Origin of the sequence: Acinetobacter sp. YH12052 (genome assembly GCF_013419835.1) — a bacterium.
Classification (GTDB): Bacteria; Pseudomonadota; Gammaproteobacteria; order Pseudomonadales; family Moraxellaceae; genus Acinetobacter; species Acinetobacter amyesii.
Genome location: NZ_VOZI01000022.1, coordinates 1 through 16101, shown reverse-complemented (window position 1 = coordinate 16101; position 16101 = coordinate 1). Strand labels below are relative to the sequence as shown.

Here is a 16101-nt window from a genome sequence, read left to right as displayed (position 1 = left end):
CATGGTAGATTTTGCAGAACATCGTAAAGCGTTATTCTGCAATGATGCACAATCCATTGCCGACTATCAGTCTGCAATGGATTCAGCTGTAAAAGCTGTATCTGCATGGTTGCAAAATGACAAAATGTACACCGGCGGTAGCATTAAAGAGCTTCGTAGTGCAATTGCATTCAATCCTTCAAAAGAAGGTATGGGTGTACAAAAATCACTAGACCGTATGGTTGAGCTGTTCTTAAACAAAAGCTTAAAAGTACATCACCCACATTCTTTAGCGCATTTGCATTGCCCAACAATGGTAACAAGCCAAATCGCTGAAGTGCTCATTAACGCGACAAACCAATCTATGGACTCATGGGATCAAAGCCCTGCCGGTTCATTGATGGAAGTTCAGTTAATTGACTGGCTTCGCCAAAAAGTTGGTTATGGTGCAGGTCAAGCAGGTGTATTCACCTCTGGCGGTACGCAGTCTAACTTAATGGGCGTTTTGCTTGCACGTGATGCATGTATTGCTAAAAACTGGAAAGACGAAAACGGTAGACCGTGGTCTGTTCAGCGTGACGGCGTACCTGCGGAAGCAATGCGTAACGTCAAAGTGATCTGTTCTGAAAACGCACACTTCTCTGTGCAAAAGAACATGGCCATGATGGGTATGGGCTTCCAATCTGTAGTGACTGTTCCTGTAGATGCAAATGCACGCATGGACATGGATGCACTTGAGAAAACCATGGCGCACCTTCAAGCTGAAGGTAAAATCGTCGCATGTGTAGTTGCAACTGCGGGTACAACCGATGCAGGCGCAATTGACCCATTGAAAGAAGTTCGTGCAATCACCAACAAATATGGCGCGTGGATGCATATCGACGCAGCATGGGGCGGTGCTTTAATTTTATCGAATGATTACCGTGATATGTTAGACGGTATTGAACTGTCTGACTCGGTAACGCTTGATTTCCATAAGCATTACTTCCAAACGATTTCATGTGGTGCGTTCTTGCTGAAAGATGAAGCGAACTATCGTTTCATGCATTATGAAGCTGAGTACTTAAACTCTGCTTATGATGAAGAGCATGGGGTTCCTAACTTGGTGTCTAAGTCACTACAAACAACTCGCCGTTTTGACGCGTTGAAATTGTGGATGACGGTTGAAGCGCTAGGTGAAGAGCTTTATGGTTCGATGATCGACCATGGTGTAGGTCTAACACGTGATGTTGCAGATTATATCAATGCAACTGACGGTCTAGAAATGCTGGTTGATCCGCAATTTGCATCGGTATTGTTCCGTGTAGTGCCAGCAGGCTACCCAGCTGAATTGTTAGATACATTGAACCAAAACGTAGCAGACGAATTGTTTGCACGTGGTGAAGCGAATATTGGTGTAACTAAAGTAGGTCAGGTTCAATCTTTGAAAATGACGACTTTAAGCCCAGTAGCGACTTTAGACAACGTGAAGAATTTGCTTGCTCTGGTGCTTGCAGAAGCTGACCGTATCAAAGGCCCAATCGCTGACGGTACATATACACCTGCAATTGACTAATTGTCATTTTGTAGTTGTAGAAGAAGGAGCTCATTTGAGCTCCTTTTTTTTGTTTTAAATGAAAAGGCGCTTAATTTATTACATGGCCACAATTTTTCATTGAGTGATGATAGTTTACTGTGTAGGCAGATTTTTACTTTGACGGATCAAAGTAACTAAAATCCTTCTCAGGGAAAAGGTACATCCATGTGACCATTACCTTATAGTGACATCCCTGTCGCCAGTCGCGATATTCATTGATGTTTATCATTTGATGAATGAGATACCACTTAATATTTATAACCAATAGAAGGCTTGTAAAGGAGTTTCCCTCTCCTTGTAGGAGAGGGTTAGGGTGAGGTGAATGCAATACGATATTGATGTTATGCCGCAAATAATGGACTAAAACCTTTCTTACGCAGCAGTTTGCGGTACATACTCGAACTGCGGTCCGCAGGGAAATGCGCTTCGATGCTTAAATCTAAGGGTAAATATTCAGGCTTTTGCGATTCAGAGACTAAACGGTCTTCTTCAAATATTTTCAGGTTAAAGTCATAAGCATCTTCGACAGGTAAGTCTTTGTCATAATTGCGGCAAATGGGAGCAAATAGACGGGTGGAGCGGGCAGTCATGGGGGATGCCGCATTCATAATCACTTGCTTGCTGTCGTTTGGAAAATGTATGGTGAGCGTTGCAGTAAAGGGTAGATGAATCTCAAAATGCCGTAGCCATTCAAAGCCATCTTGTCCTCGTTGTTCTAATCCAATTGGGTAGCGCCCAACACTGCTCCAATAGTCTGCATTAAAGCCAGTTGCTGTTTCCGTGGTTTTATAGTCAGGCACTTCTACATTTTCAGGGTCGCCAAAGGTATCAGGATGTACCCAAGCAAAATGCGCGACATCAATAAAGCCTTCAAGCTGACGGCCTGCAAAACATTGAAAATCGACCGTTGGGCACACCAATTGCTGAAACTCGGCTTCATCCCAATATGGCATGACTGGAATGTTTGGCGCAGCATCTTTAGTGGCAGTGAGCGAACACCATATCAGTCCATAGCGCTCAACAGCGGCATAAGTACGTAAGTTAAAGCGAGGTGAAATTTTGTGCTCAGGATGTGCAGGGATGCGGTTGCAATGACCGTGTTCACCAAAGCGTAAGCCATGATAGCGGCAGACTACCCCTAGACCATCATTTTTACCTAAGCTGAGTGGGACGCCGCGGTGAGGGCAGGCATCTTTAGCGACAATCAGTTCTTCTCCCATTTTATAAATGACGAGCGGCATATCTAAAAGCATGGTGCCATAAGGCTGTTCTGTAATGTCTCGAGCGAGTGCAATGGGATACCAAAATTCTGCAAGTAAGTGCCAGTCATGTTCTTCAAAAGTCATATGCACAGGCAAGTCCGGATTAAATGTCGCAATGGCTTTACTGGTCATTTTAGGCTCTGTTTTTATGTAAACTTGCATATTGAGCGAACTAAAAATGTAATGAAATTTCAATTATTGGAATACGAGGAAATAAAAAATAGAACATGCAAATCTGCATCATTCAGAAAAAGAGGGGAATTTGAAAAAAGAAAATAAGACAAAATATGACAAGGACATGAATTCTTACGAATATCAAAGTAGAAATAAATAAGACCAATACTTTGATAAATTTCATTACATGTTGAAAAATAAAGAATTATATTTAAATTAATGTGCAATCATCAATTATCATAAAAGCGTCATAAAGATGTAACCTAACTGTCATACTCTAAAATCAAAATGCGTATATCGAAAAAGTACAAGACTTTATTAGAAAGTGGCGTACTCCAATAAATGCATCAATAAAGAGAGATGAGAATGCGCTTAAATCATATCGCACTTGCTATGGTACTCACTACTGGGGCAACAGTCGCTACAACTGCAAATGCAGCTCGTGACACGATCCAAATTGCTGGTTCTTCAACTGTACTGCCTTATGCAAGTATTGTTGCAGAAGAGTTTGGTAATACATTCCCACAATTTAAAGCACCTGTTGTAGGTTCTGGTGGTACTTCAGGTGGTTTGAAACAATTCTGTAATGGCGTTGGTGATAACACAATTGATGTTGCAAACGCATCTCGTAAAATTAAAGGTACTGAATTGGCTGCATGTAAAAAAGCAGGCGTTAACCAAATCTTAGAAATTAAAGTTGGATATGACGGTATCGTATTTGCTTCAAATGCGAAAAAAGCGGCATTCAAACTTCGCCCACAGCACGTATTTGCTGCACTTGCTGCTGAATTACCTTCAAAAGGTAAATTGGTTGCAAACCCATACACACGTTGGAATCAAATCGACCCAACTTTACCAAACGAAGCAATCACTTTAGTTATTCCTGCATCAAACCATGGTACACGTGAAGTGTTCCAAGAAAAAATGGTCGATGCTGGCTGTGAAACTTATGAAGCTTTCGCAAAATTAGATAAAGATGCTCAGAAAAAAGCATGTTCAACATTCCGTAAAGATGGTCGTGTGATTGAAATCGCAGGCGACTATACAGAGACATTGGCACGCTTAAAAACTTCACCTAACGCTGTAGGTGTATTCGGTCTAGGTTTCTATGACCAAAACCGTGACAAGTTACGTGTAGCAACAGTGAATAATGTAGCGCCATCTGAGAAAACAATTCTGAATGGTTCATACCCAGTATCTCGTCCATTGTTCTTCTATGTAAAGGGTGAGCACTTAAAATCAATTAAAGGCTTAAAAGAGTTCACAGAATTCTTCCTAAGTAAAAAAGTATCAGGTAAAGGTTCTAAGCTAGAAAAAGCAGGCTTAATTTCAATGTCTGACAAAGAACGTGCTGCGGTACTTGCAAACTTCAAAGCGGGTAAGGCTGTTAAATAAAGTATGGAAATAGCCAATGGCAGGGTCGACCTGCCATTGGCTTTTTGCAAAGAAACAGTTTTTTCAAGAAGGGCTTTTGAAAAAACAGTGGAGATTACATGAATCTGCTACTTATTGGTGTGTTGCTCGCAATTATTGCAATCGCTTATCAAGTTGGACTGACTAAAAGTCGCAAACTTGCAGGTAAAGGCAATAACTCAGCAATGTTGCATTCACGACCGGGCTACTATGGTGTTTTGGTCGCTTTATGGTGTGGGATTCCCGCTTTTTTAATCTTGATTGTTTGGAACTTGGTTGAACCGAGTATTTTTCAACATGTTATTTTAAATAATGTCCCTGAAAATATTCGTTTAAGTTTAGATCCTGCAAGCACGAGCGTAATGGTTGACCGCGTTCAAGCGATTGCTTCTGGTTTTGGGGTGAGTGATACGCCAGCTGCATATGAACTTGCAGCAGCAGAACAATTAAAGAAAATTGAAAACATTGGCTCATATGCAAAATTGGCCATTGTGATTTGTGCGGGATTGATTGGTTTAGTCATGGCTAAACGCCGCATCGCAGAAAAATATCGTGCACGTAACCAAGTCGAAAAAGTCATTAATATCGCATTGGCACTGTGTTCGGGTGTCGCAATCCTGACAACAGTTGGCATTGTGATGTCGATGTTCAGTGAAGCCATGCGTTTCTTTAGTTTTGTCAGTCCACTAGATTTCTTCTTAGGCACTGAATGGAACCCCGGTTTTAGTACATCAGGGAATGCTGAAGGTAGTTATGGTTTGCTGCCACTTCTTTGGGGCACACTCATGGTTAGTGGAATTGCGCTATTGGTTGCTGTTCCAGTTGGTCTGATGATTGCGATTTACTTGGCTGAATATGCCAAGCCAAGTTTCCGTGCTTGGGCAAAACCGGCCATTGAAGTTCTCGCAGGTATTCCAACGATTGTTTACGGTGTATTTGCCTTAATGATTATTGGACCTTTTGCAAAACAGCTCGGCGCGTATATTGGACTCGATATTAATGCAACCAGTGCTTTAACAGCAGGCTTTGTGATGGGGATTATGATTATCCCATTCGTTTCATCATTATCTGACGACATCATTACTCAAGTTCCTCGCGCGCTTCGTGATGGTTCACTTGGTTTGGGTGCTACAAAATCAGAAACCATTCGCCAAGTGGTGATTCCAGCAGCATTGCCGGGCATCATCGGTGCATTCTTATTGGCTGCATCTCGTGCAATTGGTGAAACCATGATTGTGGTGCTTGCAGCAGGGAACAGTCCTTTACTGCATATCAACCCACTCGAAGCGGTATCTACAGTCACCATTACCATCGTAAACCAATTAACAGGTGATACAGACTTTGCGAGTCCTCAAGCATTGGTTGCTTTTGCACTTGGTTTAACACTGTTTGTGATTACTTTAGGTCTGAATATTGTTGCACTGTACATTGTGCGTAAATACCGTGAGCAATACGAATGAGTACGACGAATATATCAAATATGGATCAAACTTTTGATCCGTACGCAGCCGCAGAGCTTCGTGAAAAACGTAAGAAAATCATTGAAAACTCATTGGCGAAAAGACACCGTAAAGAAAATACCTTCCGTGTCTTGGGCTTTAGTGCAGTAGTGACTGGCTTATTGTTCGTCGTGCTATTGTTTGGCAGTATTTTAGCCAAAGGCTTACCAGCATTCTGGCAAAGCTCGATGACGGTGCCTGTGTTTTTTGATCCAAGTATCGTCAATGTAGGAGCGAAACCGGTTCAAAAAGAAGGTGAATCTCCTGCACAGTTCCAAGAGCGTTTTATTGCTTGGCAAACTGAAATGGGCATGGTGGATTGGGATGCGCTGATCGTAAATGGGATCATTGCAAAAGATCCAGCGATTGCCTCTCAACGTGATGATCTCAACAGTTTATATACCAGTTCAGAAGCATATCGCTTACGTGACATGGTTATGGCAGATCCGTCATTGATCGGTCAAAAACAAGATTTTAAAATCCTTGCAGATGCCAATGTCGATGTCTGGTTAGCGGGTAATATTGACCGTAGCTTGCCTGATGAACAGCAGCAATTGAGCCCAGAAGTACGCCAACTCGCAGATAAACTCAAAGCTGACGGTGTGATTACTAACTCATTTAATACTGAAATATTTAAAAATCCAGACTCTCGTAGCTCACCTGCAACTTCCGGTTTAGCAGGGGCGTTTATGGGTTCACTCTTCATGATGCTGATCGTGATCATTATTTCGATTCCAATCGGTGTAGCATCCGCAATTTACTTAGAAGAATTTGCACCTAAAAACTGGATTACCGATGTTGTCGAAGTCAACATTAACAACCTAGCAGCGGTTCCTTCGATTGTCTTTGGTTTGCTCGGTGCTGCGATCTTTATTGGTTGGATGCACATGCCGCTTTCGGCACCTGTGGTTGGTGGTTTAGTCTTAAGTTTGATGACACTTCCAACGGTCATTATTACCACACGTGCTTCACTAAAAGCTGTCCCGCCATCGATTCGTCAAGCCGCATTAGGTTTAGGTGCATCACGTTTACAAACTGTATTTCACCATGTCTTGCCACTGGCATTGCCGGGTATCTTAACTGGTGCCATTATTGGTGTTGCGCAAGCCTTAGGTGAAACTGCTCCATTATTATTGATTGGTATGAGTGCCTTTGTGGCAAGTGTACCAGCCACTCCTTTAGATCAATCCACTGCATTACCTGTACAAATTTTCCTTTGGCAAGGTAACGAGCTACGTAACTTCTTTGAAGGGCGTACCGCAGCAGCAATCATTGTACTTCTTGCTCTCATGATCGGCTTAAACAGTTTAGCGATCTGGTTACGTAAGAAATTTGAAGTACGCTGGTAATTGAGGGCATTATATGAATAGCGTCGTTACAACTGAAAAGAATTCCTTATATCAGGATAAGTCCGTGAATCCAGAACAAACACAATTTACCTCTGCTCAGGGCAGCCAAAAACAAACCAATACTGCGTTTGTGTCACAGTTCGATACGCAATCTAGTGCGAAAAAAGATGCGAAATCGACCAATGTGAAAATCAGTACCAATGATGTGCATGTGTACTATGGCGAATCTGAAGCGATCAAAGGCATAGATCTGAACATTTATGAAAATGAAGTGATAGCCTTTATTGGACCGTCTGGTTGTGGTAAGTCAACTTTCCTGCGTACGCTCAACCGTATGAATGACACGATTGATTCTTGTCGTGTGACAGGACAAGTGCTCATGGATAATCAAGACATCTATGATCCAAATCTTGATGTGGTATTACTGCGTGCGCAAGTTGGCATGGTATTCCAAAAGCCGAACCCATTCCCAAAGTCAATTTTTGACAATGTCGCTTATGGTCCTAAACTGCATGGATTGGCGCGTGACAAATACGATATGGAAGAAATTGTTGAAAATAGCCTGCGTAAAGCAGGCCTTTGGGATGAAGTGAAAGATCGTTTGAACCAACCGGGTACGGGGCTTTCAGGTGGTCAGCAGCAACGTCTATGTATTGCGCGAACCATTGCAGTCAGTCCTGAAGTGATTTTGATGGATGAACCTTGTTCAGCACTCGATCCGATTGCAACTGCAAAAGTAGAAGAACTCATCACTGAACTTTCAGCGCAATATACCATTGCGATTGTGACGCACTCGATGCAACAAGCAGCACGTGTTTCTGACCGTACTGCATATTTCCATTTGGGTGATTTGATTGAAGTGAATTCCACTGAAAAAGTCTTTACTCAACCGGATCATCAATTGACTGAAGCGTATATTACCGGGCGTTTTGGCTAATCTAGTCTGTCTAAAAAAGAGCCGAAAGGCTCTTTTTTTATGAAGTCAATAATTAGGTAGAAAAGGATTGATAGAAATAAAAAGCTCAATTTGACTCAATGAGAATTATTTTCAAAAAATAGATTGAATTTTTGTGATGTAACCCACATGTTATACAACATAAATATGAATTAAATGAGTTTCAATTTTATGCTATTTCATAATCCCAAGTTGCCTGCGGAAATTCGTGTAAGCCATTTAAATGCACGTATTAATGAACAACGAAAAAAAATTGCGCAAACGACTGCATCTAAACTTGAGCTGCTGCAACTAAGCCAACAATTATCAAAAGAAGCGCGCGCACGTAAAAAGAATAACCAAAAAATTTATGTAATCGATTTTAATGGTGATACCGCTGCATCTGCGGTAACGAGTCTACGTGAAGAAATTACCCTGATCTTAGCGACAGCAAAAGCAGGACGTGACCGCGTGGTTTTACGTTTAGAAAGTCCAGGCGGGATGGTGCATGGCTATGGTCTGGCCGCTGCACAATTGGTACGTTTACGTGATGCTGGATTTAACTTAACCATTTGCGTGGATAAAGTTGCTGCAAGTGGTGGCTATATGATGGCCTGCATTGCAAATGAAATAGTTTCAGCTCCATTTGCAGTTGTGGGATCGATTGGCGTGGTTGCACAAGTGCCAAACTTTAACCGTTTATTGAAAGAAAAACATATCGATTTTGAACTGTATACAGCAGGTCAGTTCAAACGTACCGTCACTATGTTTGGTGAAAATACGGCTGAAGGTAAAGCCAAATTTGAAGAAGAGTTGCAGCAAACGCATAACTTGTTTAAACACTTTGTTGAAAAATACCGTCCTCAGCTTAATGTCGATAAAGTTGCAACAGGTGAGCATTGGTATGGTCAAGATGCCATTGATCTTAATCTAGTCGATAAGCTCCAAACGTCAGATGAATATCTGTTAAGTCTTATGCCACAACATGATGTATATATGATTGAAACCCGCAAAAAACCAACACTGGGTGAGAAGTTAGGCTTACAAGCAGCACAAATTGCGGATTCATTGGTTCCTGCTGTCATGTCTAAAGTGATGGAGTCATTGAGCAAAGCTAATGCAAATATCGTTCAATTAAAAGATCTAAAATTTTAAAATCTTTATGCTTATAAAGTATTTAAAGCTCACTTCGGTGAGCTTTTTTTATGCTAAACGATGCTGTTGTGATAGATTGCGTTGCGTACATAGATATTGATGATAATGATGTCTAATTTTCTGTTTATTTTAGGTGGTGTCATTTGCCTAATGGTTTGGCCTTGGCTATATTTGCTGCATTTTCAAAGTGTGAAAAAATCTGTGCTGAAACAGTATGCTGCGCTGTTTGGCCCAGCAGCAACACTGTTGGCAGGCTATATTTATTGTTCATCACTACAGGTAGATGTTCGCTCTGAAGCCTGCGGCACTGTTGTGGCCTATCAGAGTTATATGAGTAGCGGAAATATAAATAAAAGACAGCCTTTTGAGCGGGTTGAAATTTTAGTGAATCATACAAAATATACACGGCATTTTCGTATAGATGATGATCTACAAAAAATGCCAGCGGGAGCAAAAGCGTGCTTTCAGTATTATGACCGAAAATTGAATCCGCAAATGTCAGATTCAATCTTAATTCAATGGACTGCTTAAATATTTAACTGATGTTACGCAGTAACACCAGAAGTGCAATTTGATTCAAATAAAACAACGATACGCGGTAACGTCATCCGCAAGTGTTTGAGACAGGGCTGCTTCTAATCAAAAATGTTTTTGCGATACTTTGAATACGTAGACGCGAGCGAACGAGTTTTGCGGTGAGGAGCATTGCTCCGCAAGATGGTTTCCTTGCGAAGCTTCGCTTCTCATTTTGCCGAATGAGAAACATCGTTTCGTAAAAGTACCTCCAGCCGAAGGCTAATCCCGTTATTCAATTCCTAGATGTAAGACTCCGTCGAATAGACTTAAAAATCATTTTTAAAATGAGAAATTACTTCTAGGTGCGTAACATCAGTATTTAAGATAAAAAATATTCAGGCTTTTGTTTAGCGTTATTCAACAAATTTGATGTCATTAAACAAATACCACCAGTGATCATCGCACCAAGTGTTGCGAGCAGCATATCTTTATGCGCATCCCAAATATCACCTTGTTGCCCATTATAATTTTCAGCTTCTTCTGGTGATAAGCCAATGGCAATCAGCCATTCGATCCATTCATAAAATAAACTGGTCGCCATGACGAATTGTACGACCAATAAAAAGAGTGTTCCGGCTTTTAATTGTGGTAGCCAGATTTGAAATATGCGATAAAAGAACGGATAGAGCAGCAATCCATAGGCAAGGTGTACAAGCCGATCATACATATTCCGAGACCATCCCATGCTTTGGTCAAGGTTGAAACCGAAGAGAGCTTGTGTCCATTCAGAATAAGGCACATAAGAATATAAATAATGGGCACCGATGACATGAATCAGTAAAAAGCCAAGATACAGGCAAACAGTTGCGAAACTTAGCCCTATTTTATAAAGGAAAACGAGCAGCACGATCAGCATAAACGCTGTGCCAATTTGATGGAGGATATATGCTTCCATTTCTAAAGGTTGGATACTGGCGATCACAATGGCAAGAGTTAATAACGCAAAAGCTAAGATGTGCTTAAGTTTTAATTTGAAATCAATCATGAAAAGGCAAAGCTCAAATTTTTTATCGGTGTGCAATGTTTATAATTCGCGGCAAGTATAGCCATAATGCGATGAAAAGTGATAGTTAGACGGCGCTAGAATTTGTGCATTATTTTTTCAAATGTCTTTAGTTTGCGGCTGGGGATAAGTATTTTTAAAAAGATTGTATTAAACTCAGATGAATATCGATGTTTAAGTATTTGGTAGTAACTATGGCCGTTGTTGAGGCATTTATTGCGACTCAAAATTGTTATTTTAACTATGAGTTTGAAGAACTTAATTTAACAGGTGATTTTCCAGAAGAGCTCTCTGTGTCTTTGCGCGGCATGATGTTTCGCCATAAGATTCAATATCCCGATACCACATATTATGTTTATTATTCAGATGTTTTAACAGGCTGTGAATTACAAAGGATGAAAGATGATTGGGCGAAATATTGCCCTGCAGAATAAAATTGCGTCTAAATTTTCTATCTCCTTGCGGAGCATGCTCCTCATCTCAAAGAGAGCAGAAGTATTATAAATAAAAAACGAGGCATGAAGCCTCGTTTTTTTTTGATCTATCTAAAATTAGATTTTAGAAATAAGATCTTTAATGTTTGCTGCTTGAGTTGATGCATTACCTGTATATGTTGCAGGTGTCATTTCTGCAAGACGTGCACGGTCAGCAGCTGGAACAGCTTCTAATTCGTTACCATTTACGAAATCAACCATCATTTCGCGAGTCATTGCTTGACCACGAGTTAGGGCTTTAAGTTTTTCGTATGGTTTTTCAACTGCATAACGACGCATAACAGTTTGAATAGGTTCAGCAAGTACTTCTTGCGCATGGTCAAGGTCTTCTAGAATACGTTGAGCATTCAATTCAAGTTTACCAATACCTTTAGAGCAAGCTTCAAAAGCGATCAAGCTTTGTGCAAAACCAACGCCCATATTACGAAGAACAGTAGAGTCCGTTAAGTCACGCTGCCAGCGAGATACAGGAAGTTTTTCGCCTAAATGCGCAAGTACTGCATTTGCAATACCCAAGTTACCTTCGGAGTTTTCGAAGTCAATTGGGTTTACTTTATGCGGCATAGTTGAAGAACCAACTTCGCCTTCTTTCAAACGTTGTTTGAAGAAACCGAGAGAGATATAACCCCAAACGTCACGGTTAAAGTCGATCAAGATGGTGTTGAAACGACGTAGCGCATCAAAAAGTTCCGCCATGTAGTCATGTGGTTCGATTTGAGTGGTGTACGGGTTAAATTCTAAACCTAATGATTCAACAAATGCTTGTGAATGAGCAGGCCAGTTAATTTCAGGGTATGCAGAGTAGTGCGCGTTGTAGTTACCTACTGCACCATTGATTTTACCAAGTAATTCAACTTGTTTGAATTGTTTGATTTGACGTGCAAGGCGGTAAGCCACGTTCGCCATTTCTTTACCCAAAGTTGTTGGGCTTGCAGTTTGGCCGTGTGTACGAGACAACATAGGTTGTTCAGCGTGTTGTTCAGCCAAAGCAACGATTGAATCGATGATTTGCTGCATTGCTGCAACTAAAACTTCACGGCCATTTTTAAGCATTAAAGCATGAGACAAGTTGTTGATGTCTTCAGAGGTACATGCAAAGTGAATGAATTCACCCGCATTTTTAAGCTCTTCGATATGTGCGATTTGCTCTTTTAAGAAGTACTCAACTGCTTTTACGTCATGGTTTGTTGTACGTTCAATTTCTTTAATGCGGTTTGCATTGTCTTCAGAGAAGTTCGCAACAATTGCATCAAGCGCAGCGTTAGTTTCAGCACTGAACGCTGGAACTTCAGTGATTTCAGGACGGTTTGCAAGCGCTTGTAACCAACGCACTTCAACAGTCACACGAGCATGGATTAAACCAAACTCAGAGAGGAAGGGACGTAGAGCATCACATTTGCTAGCGTAACGTCCATCTAATGGAGAAAGTGCGGTTAAAGCGTTCATAGCGATTCCTTAAATTTTGGAATTAAACGTAAAACAAAAAAGCCCGTACTGCATCAGTTAAACCACCTGATACTGTAAACGGGCAAGATCTTGAATATCTTGTAGTAGCTTGCGCTTACTGAAAATCATACCCCATGAGCTACCACCGAGCTGACGCCATAAATGTGCCATTTGTAAGCCGGTAAATAAGGTGGCGCGAATGCGATTGGTATGAGAGGTGTCTTTAAATGCTTCGGCATTACCACGAACCATAATACGTGGATTAATTTGGCCAGCAGTTTCAATATAGGTTTGCGCTAAATTGGCAATGATACTTGGATGTAAATAATTATTATCAAAAAAGGAAAGCTGTCTTAGAATTTTTTGTTGGGATTGTTCGATGATTTCGACAAATTTAGGATTGCTATAGACTTTCTTTTCTAACTGCAATAACGCCATCGCATACGTCATGGGTAGCTTAGTATTGGCAAGTTTAGGAAGTCTAGATTTGGGAGATGTATTGAAGGGTTGAGTAATGCTACTTTCTAAGGTTTTTAATCCCAGCGAAATATCCGCCAAGCCACTAAAAAAATCAAGCGTCTGACTAGACTGATTCGACTTAGGACGGATATTTAAACTGGCTTTAATGAGATGTTCAAAATAAAAGTTACCGCTTTCCCCGATACTCTGTTGCCCAGTCAATGCAGTCATGTGGGTCAGCTGTGTCGCTTGAAAAACAGCAGCTAACGCCAATGCACGATTTTGGCGAGTATTCAGAGTCTGAGGCTGTTGAAACGGTAACTCTGTCATCCGAAACAATCCTTATTCAATAAAATCCGGTTTAGGCGCATTGGTATGATGAATCACACCACCCCCTAAACAAACTTCACCGGTGTAGAACACCACACTTTGACCCGGTGTAACAGCACGTTGTGGCTCATCGAATTCGACACGCACACCATTTGGCGCTGTAGGGTCTTTAAATATTGTACAGTCTTGGTCAGGCTGACGATAACGAGTTTTCGCTGTGCAGCGGAAGCCTGATTCAGGAATCTCTTGTTCACCAGCCACCCAATCAATCGCTTCAGACCATAAAATGGTGCTTTGCATGAGTGGATGTTCATGACCTTGACCAACGACTAGGCGATTACCTTCGATATCTTTATGCAGTACAAACCAAGCGCCTTCTTCAGCACCTTTTAGACCACCAAGACCGATGCCACCACGTTGGCCGAGCGTATAGTACATTAAGCCGTGATGTTCACCAACCTCTTTACCCGTGTCTAGGACGATTTTTCCGGGTTGAGCAGGTAAATATTGCTTTAAGAAGTCATTAAATCGACGTTCGCCAATAAAGCAAATTCCTGTTGAATCTTTTTTCTTCGCGGTGATTAGACCTAATTCTTCAGCGATTTTACGCACTTGTGGTTTTTCAATTTCACCCACAGGGAACAAAGTTTTGTTAATTTCACGACCATGCACTGCATGTAGGAAATAGGTTTGGTCTTTGTTGTTGTCTAGACCACGCAGTAGAGGTGCATACTCTTCACCACGTGAATTTTTTAGCGTTTCACCACGGCGGCAATAGTGGCCTGTCGCAATAAAGTCAGCACCTAAGTTGACAGCATGGTCTAGAAATGCGCGGAATTTAATTTCTTTGTTGCAGAGAATATCTGGGTTTGGTGTACGACCTGCGGCATATTCTTCTAAGAAATGCTCAAAGACACGGTCCCAATATTCCATCGCAAAGTTTGCGGTATGAAGTTTGATACCAATTTTGTCACAAACGGCTTGAGCATCGGCAAGATCTTCCATTGCCGTACAGTATTCCGTGCCGTCATCTTCTTCCCAGTTTTTCATGAAAAGACCTTCAACTTGATAACCTTGTTGAAGTAAAAGTGCTGCAGATACAGAAGAATCTACACCACCAGACATACCGACGATGACACGTTGTTGCATAGGATTAAGCATCCAAATTTGAAATTAAGGGAGAATTTTGGTGCTCGTAAATGAGCGATAAAGGAAATTTTTGACCTGAAAGAGCATCTTGCACTGCTTTAATCACTAATGGACTGCGCGCACGGGCAGACTCAATGAGTTCATCAAGCGTCATCCATACTGCACCGACAATACCTGTGTCTAACTGTGCATCGGAATGGTACTGAATGTCCTTAGCTAAGAAACAGAAACGGAAATAAGTACGATCAGGGAACATCGGAGGAGTATAAGTATACATGCCTAGGAGGTTCGTGATTTCTACATCATGACCTGTTTCTTCCATGGTTTCTCGAATGGCGGCTTCAATAATGGTTTCGCCAGCTTCAACATGACCTGCAGGTTGATTAAATACAGTATGGGTCACACCTTCTGTATGTTCTTCAACAAATAGGAATTTTCCGTCTTTTTCAACGACTGTAGCAACAGTGACATGAGCAGTCCAAGCGGTCATAGAAAAGCACCATGGGGTAAAAACGCTATTCTACAAAATTTAGGGAGCGGTGGCTATGATTGATTTTTTTCTTAATTTCCTTGAGATGCGTTTCAATATTGAAGTAAGAAGAACGTGGAGGAATCTTGTAAGATAAATCCATTGTACATATCTTCACACTGAAAATTATTTTGAGAATTAGATGAAAATACTAAGTTTATTTATATTTGTTATGTTAATGGTTAGTTGTACTGCAAAAAGCGGTGCTGATGAAAATTTGTTGCTTGTAGATGATGCAATTCTCGACGTTAAACAAACGCTGCCAAAGAAAAATAATGCATATACAGTTTGGAAAGATATATACAGAGATGGTGCAACTATTAAATTAATATATCAGATGGATAATTATACATTTCCAAAAGATAAAATATATTTGTTAGAAGAATATGCAAAATCAGATTCTGTAAAGAATGTTATTTGCAAATCTTTATTAGAAACATTTGGTTGGGATTATTCTGTAGAGTCAATTACATATGATATGAGTGATACAGTTATATTTTCTTTTGTTTATAGTAAGAAAAATTGTTAAATAAATAAAAGTGTATTGTTTTATTAGTTAGTGAAATTATAGTTTTAGCTCAGTACTAACCGAGTTGTTAGAGATTTAACATTACTGCTTTTCAAAACTACTTGCTTAATAAAGTAGTAATAGATCTCTTTCATAAATCAAAAAACGATCTTCTTTTTGGTTAATATTTGCACTCCGGATTTCTTAGCATTCGTGCATAATCTGCGGATGAAATACATCGATTCAAACAAGCTTTCTGATCCTCA

General features: G+C 40.7%; 15 protein-coding genes. 9 read left to right on the top strand and 6 right to left on the bottom strand.

Translation table 11 applies throughout. The features are described from left to right. Position 1: 1 nt before the first annotated feature. Positions 2–1534: an aspartate aminotransferase family protein gene (locus FTU06_RS14505; protein ID WP_180147289.1), complete on the top strand. Its 1533-nt coding sequence runs from the start codon at positions 2–4 to the stop codon at positions 1532–1534. Between the two features lie 362 nt (positions 1535–1896). Here the strand turns inward: FTU06_RS14505 and FTU06_RS14500 are convergent, their stop codons facing one another. Continuing rightward, positions 1897–2949 (bottom strand): Rieske 2Fe-2S domain-containing protein, encoded by a 1053-nt coding sequence (locus FTU06_RS14500; protein WP_180088092.1) that lies wholly within the window; start codon positions 2947–2949, stop codon positions 1897–1899. Between the two features lie 408 nt (positions 2950–3357). Here FTU06_RS14500 and FTU06_RS14495 point away from each other — a divergent pair, with 408 nt between their 5' ends. The 6 genes from FTU06_RS14495 to FTU06_RS14470 all read left to right on the top strand — a co-directional run bounded on the left by FTU06_RS14495 (position 3358) and on the right by FTU06_RS14470 (position 9872). Beyond that, on the top strand, positions 3358–4386 hold the full coding sequence (locus FTU06_RS14495; protein ID WP_180009604.1) for a substrate-binding domain-containing protein: 1029 nt from the start codon (positions 3358–3360) through the stop codon (positions 4384–4386). A gap of 98 nt (positions 4387–4484) precedes the next feature. Continuing rightward, a complete protein-coding gene (pstC, locus tag FTU06_RS14490; RefSeq protein WP_180063370.1) occupies positions 4485–5864 on the top strand; it encodes a phosphate ABC transporter permease subunit PstC in 1380 nt (459 codons plus the stop codon). Then, positions 5861–7252 carry a phosphate ABC transporter permease PstA gene (gene pstA, locus FTU06_RS14485; RefSeq protein ID WP_180010417.1) on the top strand — a complete coding sequence of 464 codons (1392 nt, stop codon included), beginning with the start codon at positions 5861–5863 and terminating at the stop codon, positions 7250–7252. Before pstC ends, pstA begins: the two co-directional genes overlap by 4 nt. 13 nt (positions 7253–7265) lie before the next feature. Beyond that, positions 7266–8189: a phosphate ABC transporter ATP-binding protein PstB gene (gene pstB, locus FTU06_RS14480; protein ID WP_218954124.1), complete on the top strand. Its 924-nt coding sequence runs from the start codon at positions 7266–7268 to the stop codon at positions 8187–8189. Positions 8190–8378: 189 nt separating this feature from the next. Continuing rightward, positions 8379–9341, top strand: a complete 963-nt coding sequence (sohB, locus tag FTU06_RS14475) for a protease SohB (RefSeq protein ID WP_180147286.1) — start codon at positions 8379–8381, stop codon at positions 9339–9341. A 108-nt stretch (positions 9342–9449) separates the two neighbouring features. Then, positions 9450–9872, top strand: coding sequence for a hypothetical protein (locus FTU06_RS14470; RefSeq protein WP_168379213.1), 423 nt, complete (start codon positions 9450–9452; stop codon positions 9870–9872). Positions 9873–10236: 364 nt separating this feature from the next. Here the strand turns inward: FTU06_RS14470 and FTU06_RS14465 are convergent, their stop codons facing one another. Continuing rightward, complete coding sequence (locus FTU06_RS14465) at positions 10237–10902, bottom strand: DUF2238 domain-containing protein (RefSeq protein WP_180147283.1); 666 nt, start codon at positions 10900–10902, stop codon at positions 10237–10239. Between the two features lie 212 nt (positions 10903–11114). On the opposite strand from FTU06_RS14465, the gene FTU06_RS14460 reads away from it, so the two are divergent. Beyond that, positions 11115–11354, top strand: coding sequence for a hypothetical protein (locus FTU06_RS14460; protein WP_180055204.1), 240 nt, complete (start codon positions 11115–11117; stop codon positions 11352–11354). Between the two features lie 117 nt (positions 11355–11471). Here FTU06_RS14460 and purB read toward each other — a convergent pair whose 3' ends face one another. The 4 genes from purB to FTU06_RS14440 are packed head-to-tail and all read right to left on the bottom strand — an operon-like array spanning position 11472 to position 15288. After that, on the bottom strand, positions 11472–12860 hold the full coding sequence (purB, locus tag FTU06_RS14455; RefSeq protein ID WP_180147280.1) for an adenylosuccinate lyase: 1389 nt from the start codon (positions 12858–12860) through the stop codon (positions 11472–11474). A gap of 57 nt (positions 12861–12917) precedes the next feature. Continuing rightward, positions 12918–13649 carry a high frequency lysogenization protein HflD gene (gene hflD / locus FTU06_RS14450; RefSeq protein ID WP_078190181.1) on the bottom strand — a complete coding sequence of 244 codons (732 nt, stop codon included), beginning with the start codon at positions 13647–13649 and terminating at the stop codon, positions 12918–12920. A 12-nt stretch (positions 13650–13661) separates the two neighbouring features. After that, positions 13662–14798: a tRNA 2-thiouridine(34) synthase MnmA gene (gene mnmA, locus FTU06_RS14445; protein ID WP_168379207.1), complete on the bottom strand. Its 1137-nt coding sequence runs from the start codon at positions 14796–14798 to the stop codon at positions 13662–13664. Between the two features lie 4 nt (positions 14799–14802). Further along, positions 14803–15288 carry an NUDIX hydrolase gene (locus tag FTU06_RS14440; RefSeq protein ID WP_180010414.1) on the bottom strand — a complete coding sequence of 162 codons (486 nt, stop codon included), beginning with the start codon at positions 15286–15288 and terminating at the stop codon, positions 14803–14805. 181 nt (positions 15289–15469) lie between these two features. Here FTU06_RS14440 and FTU06_RS14435 point away from each other — a divergent pair, with 181 nt between their 5' ends. Continuing rightward, positions 15470–15856, top strand: coding sequence for a hypothetical protein (locus tag FTU06_RS14435; protein ID WP_180010413.1), 387 nt, complete (start codon positions 15470–15472; stop codon positions 15854–15856). Positions 15857–16101 lie beyond the last annotated feature (245 nt).

Excerpts from the sequence above, each read along its gene's own strand:
- FTU06_RS14440 (WP_180010414.1), bottom strand. The coding sequence starts at position 15,288 with ATGACCGCTTGGACTGCTCATGTCACTGTTGCTACAGTCGTTGAAAAA.
- FTU06_RS14470 (WP_168379213.1), top strand. The coding sequence starts at position 9,450 with ATGTCTAATTTTCTGTTTATTTTAGGTGGTGTCATTTGCCTAATGGTT.
- mnmA (WP_168379207.1), bottom strand. The coding sequence starts at position 14,798 with ATGCAACAACGTGTCATCGTCGGTATGTCTGGTGGTGTAGATTCTTCT.
- sohB (WP_180147286.1), top strand. The coding sequence starts at position 8,379 with ATGCTATTTCATAATCCCAAGTTGCCTGCGGAAATTCGTGTAAGCCAT.
- pstC (WP_180063370.1), top strand. The coding sequence starts at position 4,485 with ATGAATCTGCTACTTATTGGTGTGTTGCTCGCAATTATTGCAATCGCT.
- FTU06_RS14500 (WP_180088092.1), bottom strand. The coding sequence starts at position 2,949 with ATGACCAGTAAAGCCATTGCGACATTTAATCCGGACTTGCCTGTGCAT.
- FTU06_RS14495 (WP_180009604.1), top strand. The coding sequence starts at position 3,358 with ATGCGCTTAAATCATATCGCACTTGCTATGGTACTCACTACTGGGGCA.
- pstA (WP_180010417.1), top strand. The coding sequence starts at position 5,861 with ATGAGTACGACGAATATATCAAATATGGATCAAACTTTTGATCCGTAC.
- purB (WP_180147280.1), bottom strand. The coding sequence starts at position 12,860 with ATGAACGCTTTAACCGCACTTTCTCCATTAGATGGACGTTACGCTAGC.
- FTU06_RS14465 (WP_180147283.1), bottom strand. The coding sequence starts at position 10,902 with ATGATTGATTTCAAATTAAAACTTAAGCACATCTTAGCTTTTGCGTTA.
- FTU06_RS14435 (WP_180010413.1), top strand. The coding sequence starts at position 15,470 with ATGAAAATACTAAGTTTATTTATATTTGTTATGTTAATGGTTAGTTGT.
- FTU06_RS14505 (WP_180147289.1), top strand. The coding sequence starts at position 2 with ATGGTAGATTTTGCAGAACATCGTAAAGCGTTATTCTGCAATGATGCA.
- pstB (WP_218954124.1), top strand. The coding sequence starts at position 7,266 with ATGAATAGCGTCGTTACAACTGAAAAGAATTCCTTATATCAGGATAAG.
- hflD (WP_078190181.1), bottom strand. The coding sequence starts at position 13,649 with ATGACAGAGTTACCGTTTCAACAGCCTCAGACTCTGAATACTCGCCAA.
- FTU06_RS14460 (WP_180055204.1), top strand. The coding sequence starts at position 11,115 with ATGGCCGTTGTTGAGGCATTTATTGCGACTCAAAATTGTTATTTTAAC.